We start from the raw sequence: 11,469 nt of genomic DNA, 5'->3' as shown, positions 1-11,469 counted from the left end.
GTGGGAGATGGCTGCGCTAGGGCTTCGACCGGCGATCGTAGGACCAGCCGAACAGGCCGCTTCGCTCGGTCTCGGGCTCCGGCTCGGCTCCCGGAGCAGATTGCGTCGGCTGCGCGGCCGCCTGTGGCGCGGCAGGCGCGACCGGCTTTGGAATGGTCTCGCACTTCATCGAATAGACCAGCTTGCCGTCCTCGGTGCGCCCGATCGGCGCGCAGGCATCGGCGCGCCTGGCGGCTGCCGGCTTCGGCGCGGGCGCTGTCTGCGCCAAGGTGGATTGCACCAAGGCGGGCTGCGCCATCACCAGAATGATCAGGACCGGTCTCTTCATCGCGTCCGCCATGCGTCGTTACCGGATGCATTGAACGCAATCGCGCGGTCGAAGTCCACCAGATCAAGCGCGCATGAAGGCCTGTCTCCTGTGCACGGCCTGCCAAAGCGATGCGCTGGAAATCACACGGGATCGATGCAACAGATGGGGCGCAGGCGGCCGTCCTTCGGCGCGTGCTGCACAAAGGAGATGAGCGCACGATGTGGGCCTCGATCATATCGGAATGGCTGAGCCTGATCTTCCGCTGGCTGCATGTGGTCGCGGCGGTGGCGTGGATCGGGAGCTCGTTCTACTTCATCGCGCTCGATCTCAGCCTGAAGCCGCGTGAGGGCCTGCCGACGGGCGTGATGGGCGAGGCCTGGCAGGTCCATGGCGGCGGCTTCTACCACATCGTCAAATATCTGGTGGCGCCGGCGCAGATGCCGAGCGAGCTGACCTGGTTCAAATGGGAGGCCTACACCACCTGGCTGTCCGGCTTCGTGCTGATGATCGTGGTGTATTATCTCAACGCCGACCTGTTCCTGGTCGACAAGTCGATCCTCGATCTCACGCCCGTTCAGGCCGGCCTGTTCAGCTTCGGCTCGCTGGCGCTGGCGTGGCTGCTGTACGAGGGCGCCTGCCGCAGCGGCCTTGCCAGGCACGAGCTGCCGTTCGCGATCGGCGGCTACATCTTCCTCGTCGCGCTCACCTACGCCTTCACCCACGTGCTGAGCGGCCGCGGCGCCTTCAATCAGATCGGCGCGATCATCGGCACCATCATGGTCGCCAACGTGTTCGCGGTGATCATCCCCAACCAGAAGAAGATCGTTGCCGCGTTGCTCGCAGGTCAGGCTCCGGACCCCAGGCTCGGCAAGACCGGCAAGGAGCGCTCGGTCCACAACAACTATCTGACCCTGCCGGTCGTGGTGCTGATGATCAGCAATCACTATCCGCTGCTGTTCGGCACCCACTACAATTGGGCGATCGTCGCCATCGTGCTTGCGCTCGGGCCGGTGATCCGCCACTTCTTCAACGCGCGTCACAAGGGTCATCCGTCGCCATGGTGGGTGTGGGGCGTTGCGGCCGCGGGCATGATCGGCATCCTGCTGTTGTCCGCGGCGGGCCCTCGCGACGCCAAGACGACGATGAGCGCGCCGCCAACATTCGCGCAGGTCGCGGAGATCGTGACCTCCCGCTGCAGCATGTGCCACGCCGCCGAGCCCGTATGGGACGGCATCGTCGCAGCCCCCAAGGGCGTGCGGCTCGACACTGCCGACAACATCCAGCGCAATGCACGGCTGATCGCGCGCAACGCCGCGTGGTCGAGCGCCATGCCGCCCGGCAACGTCACCGAGATCACCGGCGACGAGCGCGCCGTGCTCGCGGCGTGGGCGGGTGCGCAATAGCCGCTCACCTTCACTGTCCTCTTCACCTGTCAAACAGCTCGTTCGCCGAGCCTGCACCCGCGCGAGCTCATGCGCCCTGGCAACGGTTCGACTTTCAATCACCGCGGTTCTCCAGGAGAAGACGTGCCACGTCGCTCCCGCGGCGCGATCAGCCCGGGTTGCGTATATCGTTCGCCCTCACGGGCACGGGGCATGTTCTCGGCGCGCAACAAGCACTCGACCCATCGTTCCGGCATTCGCCGACAACGCAGCCGTCGGCTCGGTCATTGCGCGGCGGCGTACTTGCAGATGCTCGCTTCGGTTCCCCACGACGCATGCGTGAAGCCGACGCTGGGACAACCGGATTTTCACAACGCGCAGTTGAGCTGCGATCCGAGCAACGACGATTGAGCTGGAGCACATCCGATTGTCGTCATGACCTTGCGGCAAAATTTACCACCCATTGGGACGCGGCTTGGCTGCAGAAAACATGGCGCTAGAGTGGCGCCCACAATCAGCTATCAGCGAAACGCTCCATCATGTCGATCTCCGTCAAAGGCCGGCTGGCCATTGTCGCGCTCATCGCGCTTGCCTGCTTCGCAAGCTCGGTGCTGAAGCTCTATCTGGGGCTGCTGTGCATCTCGCTGCTCGTGAGCTTTGCCGTGGTCGGCGTCGTGGCCCGGCTGGTCGAAGGGATCGCCAGCAAACGCAATCGGAGCGGCGAGCAGCGGCTGGCCCATCGCCGCGATCGCCCTGCTCTCGTCGAGGGCCCGCAGCCGCTGTCGATGACGACGATGGATCATGTCGACACGCCATCGCCAGCGGGGCCCGTGCGATGAGCGGGATGCATACGGCCGCGCCTGCCTCGTCGTTCCGTCTGATCTGCAGCATCGTCGGCGGCACCGAACGACCCTCGCGGTCGTCGATCATCCGTCTCGCGATCGAGCGCTGAAGGACAGGCATTATCGGACACCGGAGACTGGCAAATGGTGCTACGAGTTCGACCGCTGGAACGGCAAGGACCAGATCATCCTCTCGGCCAAGCCGATCGAGGACACAGCGACGCCGCGCTCGGTGGCGATCCATCGGAAAAGGAGCGAGTGGCCGTTCAGGTCGCCGCACTGATCGCGTCGATACGGCGTCTGTACCTCAGCCCTTCGGCCGCTTCCGCTTCGCCTCCAGCGCCGTGAGATAGGTTGCCATCATCTCCGGCAGCGCGGCGACCACGACGTCGCGACTGCGCGGATCCTGCTCGCGCGTGAACAGCAGGGTACCGAGCACGACGGCATCGAGCGTGGTGGACGCCTGTTGACCCAGTTCGTCGCCGAGCCTGGCACGCATGACGCGGTCGATGAGGGCCCTGAACTCGGCATGCATGGTCTGATCGTGCAGATCCAGCGTCGCCAGCGCATCTGGATGGCGAACGAAGTAGCGAATCGCCCAGCCGATTAACTGCTCGATGACCTGCGGCGGCGACATCGCTGCCCATTCCGCATCGCTTCGCTGCAGCACGCGATCGAACGCCGGCTGCAGCTCGGCATCGTGACGCTCGGCGAGCGCATCGAGCATCTGATCCTTGTCACGGAAGAAGTGATAGACCGAGCCGATCGACGCGCCGGCGCGCTGGGCTGCGGCGTGCATGCCGACGGCGCCGATCCCGGCCTCGGCGATGATGGCGGCCGCCGCGTCGAGCAACTGCTCGCGGCGCTCACGGCCGCGCGCCTGGCGGGGCGCACGAGCCGCAGTGCGCGCGGGGTCATTCAGGTCGGTCGCAGCTTTCCGTCGCACGTTCGCGTCATGCCTTCGTTCATCGCGGCGGCAGCGATGCCGATGTCCCAACGGGAGCGCCCGACAAGCCGCATAGGGGTAATTGGAAACCGCCACGAGAATGTTACTAGACGATATATTCTAGATTTGATTGTCTAATTCATGCACTGTCAAGAGGATGGTGTTCAACTCTCGCGTGAACCTGCTTCCTTGCAACGGCAGGCGGCTGAGCGAATTCTGCGGGCTGCTTGCGACCAACAGGCGCTTCTGATCCGGCGCGCATGCGCGGCGGGACAGGGACGACCGTCACCACCCAACCGAGCCGAAGATACGACCATGTCTCCATTCGCAGGATTCCCCTTCCTTCGGACGTCGGGCTCACGGCTGCTGGCCGTGGCCGGCTGTGCTGTCGTCAGCCTGCTGCTGGCCGGCTGCGAGCAGAAGACGGCCGCAACGGCGCCGCCATCCCGGCTGGTGCGGACCGAGGTGGTCAAGCTGTCGGAGCGGCGGCAATCGATCACGCTGACCGGCGACGTCCAGGCGCGCGTGCTCGCGGACCTGTCGTTCCGGGTCAGTGGCCGCGTCACCGAGCGGCTGGTCGAGGTCGGCGCACACGTTAAGGCCGGCCAGTTGCTGGCCAAGATCGACCCGGCCGAGCAGCAGGCCGATCTCGATTCCGCGGAGGCCGCCGTGACGGCTGCGGAGTCGCAGGTCAAGGTCGCGACCTCCAACTTCAACCGGCAGCAGACCTTGTTGTCGAGCGGCTTCACGACACGGGCGACCTTCGACCAGGCCCAGGAGACGCTCCGCACGGCGGAGGGTTCGCTGGAGTCCGCCAAGGCGCAGCTGGGCACGGCCAAGGACGCCCTGACCTATACCGAGCTGCGCGCCGATGCCGACGGCACCATCACCGCGCGCAACATCGAGGTCGGCCAGGTTGCCCAAGCCGCGCAGTCGGTGTTCACGCTGGCCCATGACGGCGCCCGCGACGCCGTGATCGACGTCTACGAGGCTGCGCTGTCGCTCAAGTTCGATGACAGCAAGGTGGCGCTTTCACTGCTGTCGGATCCCTCGGTCACCGCCAAGGGCACGGTGCGCGAGGTCTCGCCGACCATCGATCCGAAGTCCGGCACGGTCCGCGTCAAGATCGCGATCGAGACTCCGCCACCTGAGATGACCCTCGGCAGCGCCGTCAGCGCCACCGGCTTCATCAAGCCGGAGCAGCGCATCGTACTGCCATGGAGCGCGCTGACGGCCGCAGGCAAGACGCCGGCGGTCTGGCTGGTCAATGCCGCCGACAAGTCCGTGTCGCTGAAGCCGATCACGATCGAGGATTATGAGACCGGCGCGATCGTCGTCTCGGCCGGATTGAAGCCCGGCGATCGCGTCGTGACCGATGGCGGCAAGCTGCTCAGCGTCGGACAACAGATCACATTCAACGAGGAGAAGCGGTCGTGATGACGCCGATGCGTTGTGTTCTTCCGCTCGGCGCGCTCGCTCTGCTCGCCGGCTGCAACCAAAAGGCCGCCGCTCCCGAGCCGGTCCGGCCAGTGCTGTCGATGAAGATTGAGCCGCAGGCGGCCAACGGCTCGGCCGTCACCGGCACCGTCGAGCCGCGCTACAAGTCTGATCTGAGCTTCCGAGTCCTTGGACGGCTGATCTCACGTCCCGTTTTCGTCGGCGACATGGTCAAGCAGGACCAGGTGGTGGCGGCGATCGATCCCGCCGCGCTCGAGCTCGCCGTGCGTGCCTCGGCCGCCGAGGTCTCGCGCAGCCAGGCGCAACTGACCAATGCGACCGGCACCGAGGGCCGGCAGCGCACCCTGCTGGAAACCGACGCCACCACCAAGGCGACCTTGGAGAGCGCGGAGCAGTCGCGCGCAGCCGCCCAGGCCTCCGTCGTCAAGGCGCAGTCCAACCTCGCCAAGGCGCGCGAGCAGCTCGGCTACGCCCAGCTCAAGGCGGATTTCGCCGGCATCGTCACCGCGGTCGGCGCGGAAGTCGGACAGGTCGTCTCGCCGGGCGTGAGCGTCGTCACCATCGCGCGGCCCGACATCCGCGAAGCCGTCATCGATGTCGGCGACGACATCGCCGGCGGCCTGCAGGCCGGCACGCCGTTCACCGTGCGGCTCCAGGTCGATCCCGGCGTCAGCGCGGCAGGCAAGGTCCGCGAGATCGCGCCGCGCGCCGATGCAACCACGCGCACGCGCCGCATCCGCATCACGCTCGACAACCCGCCGGAGATCATGCGCCTCGGCACCACCGTGACCGCCACGCTGGACACCGAGCAGAAGACCGTCATCCGGCTGCCGCGCTCGGCCGTGCTGGAGCAGAACGACAAGAGCTTCGTCTGGCTGATCGATGCGGCCAGTAAGACCGTCAAGCGACAGGAAATCACGATCGCCAGGAACGAGGACGGCAGCGTCCGCGTCACCGGCGGCCTCGACGCCGGACAGCGCGTCGTCACCGCCGGCGTGCACAGTCTCAAGGATGGCCAGTCCGTCCGCATCGATCAGGAATCTCAGCCGTGAAGTCCTTCAACCTCTCCGACTGGGCGCTCGAGCACCGCTCGCTCGTCTGGTATTTCATGATCGCGTTCATGGCCGCGGGTCTCTACTCCTACCTGCATCTCGGCCGTGAGGAGGATCCGTCATTCACCATCAAGACGATGCTGATCCAGGCCAAGTGGCCCGGCGCCTCCGCCGAGGAGATGACACGCCAGGTCACCGACCGCATCGAGAAGAAGCTCGAGGAGCTGCCGGCGCTCGACTATACCAAGAGCCTGACCGTGCCCGGCCAAACCACCGTGTTCGTCAACCTGCGCGACACGACCAAGGCGCGCGATGTCGTTCCGACCTGGCTGCAGGTGCGCAACCTGATCAACGACATCAAGGGCGACTTTCCGTCCGGTGTGATCGGGCCGGGATTCAACGACCGCTTCGGCGACGTGTTCGGCAACATCTACGCCTTCACCAGCGACGGGCTGAGCCAGCGCCAGCTCCGTGACCGCGTCGAAGAGGTCCGCGCCAAGGTGCTGACCGTGCCCAATGTCGGCCGCGTCGACATCGTCGGCGCGCAGAACGAGGTGATCTATCTCGAATTCTCGCCGCGCAAGGTGGCCGCGCTCGGCATCGACCAGCGCACGATCCTGACCGCGCTGCAGGCGCAGAACGCGGTGTCGCCGTCCGGCGTGCTGCAGGCCGGCCCCGAGCGCGTCGCCGTGCGCGTCTCCGGCCAGTTCACCTCCGAGGAAAGCCTCAAGGCGATCAACCTGCGCATCAACGACCGCTTCTTTCCGCTCACCGACGTCGCCACCATCACCCGCGGCTATGAGGACCCGCCGACGTCGCTGTTCCGCTTCAACGGCCAGCCGGCGATCGGGCTTGCCATCGGCATGAAGGCGGGCGCCAACCTGCTCGACTTCGGCGAGGCGCTGAAGGAGGAGATGGCGAAGGTCGTGGCCGACCTGCCGGTCGGCGTCGGCGTGCATCTCGTCTCGGACCAGCCCAAGATCGTCGAGGAAGCCGTCGGCGGCTTCACCAAGGCACTGTACGAAGCCGTCATCATCGTGCTGGCGATCAGCTTCGTCAGCCTCGGCGTGCGCGCGGGCCTCGTCGTCGCGATCTCGATCCCGCTGGTGCTCGCGATCACCTTCCTGTTCATGAACTACACGGGCATATCCCTGCAGCGCATCTCGCTGGGCGCGCTGATCATTGCGCTCGGCCTCCTGGTCGACGACGCCATGATCGCGGTCGAGATGATGGTGGCGAGGCTCGAAGTGGGCGACAGCCTGCGCAAGGCAGCGACCTATGTCTACACCTCGACCGCGTTCCCGATGCTGACGGGAACGCTGGTCACGGTCGCCGGCTTCATTCCGATCGGCCTCAACAACAGCGCCGCCGGCGAGTTCACCTTCACGCTGTTCGTCGTGATCGCGGTGTCGCTGGTCGTGTCGTGGATCGTCGCCGTGCTGTTCACGCCGCTGCTCGGCGTCTCCATTCTGCCCGCGACCTTGCCGAGTCATCATGCCGAAGGCGGCCGGCTGACGCGGATCTTCCGCGCCATGCTCAATGCCTGCATGCGGCACCGCTGGATCACGATCATCGCCACGGTGCTGATCTTCGGCCTCTCCGTGTTCGGCATGCGCTTCGTGCAGCAGCAGTTCTTCCCCTCCTCCGACCGCAATGAGCTCGTCATCGACTTCAACCTGCCGCAGAACTCCTCGATCGCCGAGACCAATGCGCAGATGGCGCAGTTCGAGCAGGAGGCGCTGAAGGGCGATCCCGACATCGACCATTGGTCGACCTATGTCGGCTCCGGCGCGCAGCGCTTCGTGCTGTCGTTCGACGTGCAGCCGGCCGACGTGTCGTTCGGCCAGATCATCATCGTCACCAAGAGCCTCGAGGCGCGCGACCGTGCCCGCGCCAAGCTGCAGGCCTATCTGACCAAGACGTTCCCCGGCACCGACGCCTATGTGCATCTGCTCGACATCGGCCCGCCGGTCGGCCGCCCGGTGCAGTATCGCGTCAGCGGGCCCGATGTGGCCAAGGTGCGCGAGATCGCGCAGGAATTGGCCGGCGTCCTGCGCGGCAACAGCCATCTCGGGGCCGTCATCTTCGACTGGATGGAGCCGGCGCGCGTCGTGAAAGTCGACGTGCTGCAGGACAAGGCGCGCCAGCTCGGCGTCACCTCGGAGGACATCGCCAACGCGCTGAACGGCGTGCTCGACGGCACCTCGATCACCCAGGTGCGCGACGACATCTATCTGATCGACGTTCGCGGCCGCGCCCAGGCCAAGGAACGACAGTCGCTGGAGACGCTGCGCGATCTGCAGCTGTCCGGATCGAACGGCCAGTCGATCCCGCTCGCGGCGCTGGCGACCCTGCGCTACCAGATCGAGCAGCCGGAGATTTGGCGCCGCTCGCGGCAGCCGACGCTGACCCTGAAGGCCAGCGTGATCGATCAGGTGCAGCCCAACACGGTCGTCGATCAGCTCAAGCCGGCGATCACGGCCTTCGACGCCAAGCTTCCGGCCGGCTACAAGGTCGCCACCGGCGGCAGCGTCGAGGAGAGCGCCAAGAGCCAGGCGCCGATCATCGCGGTCGTCCCGATCATGCTGTTCACGATGGCGACCATCCTGATGCTGCAGCTGCAGAGCTTCCAGCGTCTGTTCCTGGTGTTCGCGGTGGCGCCGCTGGCCCTGATCGGCGTCGTCGCGGCGCTGCTGCCGAGCGGCGCGCCGCTCGGCTTCGTCGCCATCCTCGGCGTGCTCGCGCTGATCGGCATCCTGATCAGAAACTCGGTGATCCTGATCGTGCAGATCGAGCATCTGCGCGAAGAAGGACGGCCGCCGTGGGAGGCCGTGATGGAGGCGACCGAGCACCGCATGCGGCCGATCATGCTGACGGCGGCCGCAGCCTCGCTGGCGCTGATCCCGATCGCGCGCGAGGTGTTCTGGGGCCCGATGGCCTATGCGATGATGGGCGGCATCATCGTCGGCACAGTGCTGACCTTGCTGTTCCTGCCGGCGCTCTACGTCGCCTGGTTCCGCATCAAGGCGCCGGACAACACCGCGGCTCCGGAGGCCACGCCGCACGGCGCGTAAGACGCCGAATGGCGGGGAATCGCAGATAATTGCATGGGATAAGCCGTCCGCGTGGGTTAAACGCCACGCGGCGGCCGGTTAGATTCGGCCTTCATGGAAGGATGCGAATCATGACCGATCCTCAGATCGTCTGCCCCTCCTGCCGCACCGAGATCAAGCTGACCGAGCAGCTCGCAGCGCCCTTGATCGCGGAGACGCGCCGGCAGTTCGAAAAGCAGCTGCAGGCGAAGGAAGCCGATTTCGGCCGCCGCGAGGCGCAGCTCAAGGCGGCGCAGGAGCAGATCGCGCAGGCCAAGGCCGCGATCGATCAGCAGGTCGCTGTCAAGCTGAAGGCCGAGCGCGCCGCGATCGCGCAAGCCGAAGCCGAGAAGGCGCGCCAGGCCGTCGCGGATGAGATGGGCAATCGCGATCGCCAGCTCGCCGAGTTGCACGAGACCATCCTCAGCAAGGACGCCAAGCTCGCCGACGCCCAGAAGGCGCAGGCCGAGATGATGCGCAAGCAGCGCGAACTCGACGAGGCCCGCCGCGAGCTCGATCTCACCATCGAGACCAAGGTGCAGGAGAGCCTTGTTGCCGTGCGCGACAAGGCGCGGCTGGAGGCCGAGGAGTCGCTGAAGGCCAAGGTCGCCGAGAAGGAAACCCAGATCGCCGGCATGCAGCGCCAGATCGAGGAACTCCGCCGCAAGGCCGAGCAAGGCTCGCAGCAACTGCAGGGCGAGGCGCTCGAGATCGAGCTGGAATCGCAATTGCGTGCGCGCTTCCCCCGCGACCTTGTCGAGCCGGTGCCGAAGGGCGAGTTCGGCGGCGACGTGATCCATCGGGTCGTGGCCCCCAGCGGCCAGGTCTGCGGGGCGATCCTGTGGGAATCCAAGCGCACCAAGAACTGGAGCGATGGCTGGCTGGTCAAGCTGCGCGACGACCTGCGCGCCGCCAAGGCCGACATCGCGCTGATCGTCTCGAGCGCGCTGCCCAAGGGGGTCGACGGCTTCGACCTGATCGACGGCGTCTGGGTCGCCGAGCCGCGCTTCGCGCTGCCACTGTCGCTGGCACTGCGGCAGTCGCTGATCGACGTCGCCTGCAGCAAGCTCGCGCAGGAGGGCCAGCAGACCAAGATGGAGATGGTCTACGCCTATCTCACGGGCCCCCGTTTCCGCCACCGCATCGACGCCATCGTCGAGCGCTTCACCGAGATGCAATCGGACCTCGACCGGGAGCGCAAGACCATGATGCGGCTCTGGGCCAAGCGCGAGGAGCAACTGCGCGGCGTGCTGGATTCGACGGCGGGACTGTATGGCGACCTGCAGGGCATCGCCGGCCGGGCGATGCAGGAGATCGAGAGCCTCGACGTGCTGCTGATCGAGGGCAAGAGCGAGGCGGCGGAGTAGCGCGCGCCGGCCGCGCCGATCCGAGGCGTGCCAGCACCGCACCACGTTTATGCTTTCCTACGCGGCCGCGTCTGGCATTCCTGTGGCCGCTACTGCTTCGCCATCTGCGTGCTCGCCTGTGGGTCCCTTGGCACAGCACCCTTGTCGACCCATTCCGGCGGGGCGCCCAGGCGGTTGGCGACCATACCGATGACTCCAGGATCCCTGCCGAACGCCTCACACGCCGCGTTCTTCGGCTTGCCGCCGAGGGCCGCGCCGATCCGTTCGATCGACGGCAGCTTCGGCACCTTGCCGAACGGGGTCTCGCCGGTCACCAGCATCTGGCCGAAATCGGCGCTGAAAGAACCTGCCAAATCGTAGGCATCGCCGGCCTGCGACAGCACCGGCGAGTTGGTGAACGAATTAGCGCCGCGCGCCCACACCATTGCGGCCTGCTGCCGGCCCTTGCGGTCGAGCGCTTCAGCCTCGATCGTGAGACTGCCGAGCCCGATCGGCAGCCGCGGCACCGGAACAGGAACGCCGAGCGCGCCCGGCACGGCCGACACGACCTTGGAGGCCCCGGCGGCAACCGGATCGGTCGGCGTCGCCTGGGTGATGAAGGTGCGCGTCGTCAAATCGGCCCTCTGATTGGGCGCCACGACCGTGAAGCGTTCGCTCAGGTTGAGGCACAGCGCGCGGTCGACGGCGTTGGCGACGAGCTGCCGCTGCTGGTCCGTCAGCACCGCGCCGGCCTGGCCCGAGAAGGTTGTCGGCATGATACGCACGGTCTGCGCCGCGAGCACATTGTCCTTGTCGACGTTGAGCAGCGACTTGGCGAGCACGCCGTTCGATTCCGCCAGCGACTGATAGGATGCGAGCGCGCCGCTCTGCGTCATCGGCGCGGTGGCGCAGCCCGACAGGCCGAGGGCCGCGCACAGCATCGCCAGGCGGATGGTGGCCGGGGTACATGATCTCACGAAAGCCGCGACGTCGATTTCGACCATGCCCGGACCGCCTCACGCCGACCAATCTGCGCGCCCC

The 11,469-nt window shown here is 66.6% G+C and carries 9 protein-coding genes; 6 read left to right on the top strand and 3 right to left on the bottom strand.

All coding sequences use genetic code 11. The features are described from left to right. Window positions 1-16 precede the first annotated feature (16 nt). Window positions 17-328 carry a hypothetical protein gene (locus tag QX121_RS08960; protein WP_315811708.1) on the bottom strand — a complete coding sequence of 104 codons (312 nt, stop codon included), beginning with the start codon at window positions 326-328 and terminating at the stop codon, window positions 17-19. Window positions 329-528: 200 nt separating this feature from the next. On the opposite strand from QX121_RS08960, the gene QX121_RS08955 reads away from it, so the two are divergent. Both QX121_RS08955 and QX121_RS08950 read left to right on the top strand, forming a co-directional pair. Then, complete coding sequence (locus QX121_RS08955) at window positions 529-1,713, top strand: urate hydroxylase PuuD (RefSeq protein ID WP_315811707.1); 1,185 nt, start codon at window positions 529-531, stop codon at window positions 1,711-1,713. A 518-nt stretch (window positions 1,714-2,231) separates the two neighbouring features. After that, window positions 2,232-2,531 (top strand): hypothetical protein, encoded by a 300-nt coding sequence (locus QX121_RS08950; protein WP_315781907.1) that lies wholly within the window; start codon window positions 2,232-2,234, stop codon window positions 2,529-2,531. Window positions 2,532-2,841: 310 nt separating this feature from the next. Here QX121_RS08950 and QX121_RS08945 read toward each other — a convergent pair whose 3' ends face one another. Further along, entirely contained in the window at window positions 2,842-3,480 is a 639-nt protein-coding gene (locus tag QX121_RS08945) for a TetR/AcrR family transcriptional regulator (protein WP_315781909.1), read from the bottom strand. Between the two features lie 315 nt (window positions 3,481-3,795). Between QX121_RS08945 and QX121_RS08940 the strand changes: the two genes are divergently transcribed. The 4 genes from QX121_RS08940 to QX121_RS08925 all read left to right on the top strand — a co-directional run bounded on the left by QX121_RS08940 (window position 3,796) and on the right by QX121_RS08925 (window position 10,449). Beyond that, window positions 3,796-4,917 (top strand): efflux RND transporter periplasmic adaptor subunit, encoded by a 1,122-nt coding sequence (locus QX121_RS08940; protein ID WP_315781912.1) that lies wholly within the window; start codon window positions 3,796-3,798, stop codon window positions 4,915-4,917. Beyond that, the gene (locus tag QX121_RS08935; protein WP_315811706.1) at window positions 4,914-5,990 is read left to right on the top strand and encodes an efflux RND transporter periplasmic adaptor subunit; all 1,077 of its coding nucleotides are present in this window, start codon (window positions 4,914-4,916) and stop codon (window positions 5,988-5,990) included. Before QX121_RS08940 ends, QX121_RS08935 begins: the two co-directional genes overlap by 4 nt. Continuing rightward, window positions 5,987-9,064, top strand: coding sequence for an efflux RND transporter permease subunit (locus QX121_RS08930; RefSeq protein WP_315811705.1), 3,078 nt, complete (start codon window positions 5,987-5,989; stop codon window positions 9,062-9,064). Before QX121_RS08935 ends, QX121_RS08930 begins: the two co-directional genes overlap by 4 nt. Before the next feature lie 110 nt (window positions 9,065-9,174). Beyond that, window positions 9,175-10,449 (top strand): DUF2130 domain-containing protein, encoded by a 1,275-nt coding sequence (locus tag QX121_RS08925; protein ID WP_315811704.1) that lies wholly within the window; start codon window positions 9,175-9,177, stop codon window positions 10,447-10,449. 89 nt (window positions 10,450-10,538) lie between these two features. Here QX121_RS08925 and QX121_RS08920 read toward each other — a convergent pair whose 3' ends face one another. Next, window positions 10,539-11,432: a DUF3313 domain-containing protein gene (locus tag QX121_RS08920; RefSeq protein ID WP_315811703.1), complete on the bottom strand. Its 894-nt coding sequence runs from the start codon at window positions 11,430-11,432 to the stop codon at window positions 10,539-10,541. Window positions 11,433-11,469: the final 37 nt, after the last annotated feature.

The organism is Bradyrhizobium sp. SZCCHNR2028 (genome assembly GCF_032380995.1).
Taxonomy (GTDB): Bacteria; Pseudomonadota; Alphaproteobacteria; order Rhizobiales; family Xanthobacteraceae; genus Bradyrhizobium.
This window is presented reverse-complemented; position numbering and strand designations above follow the sequence as displayed.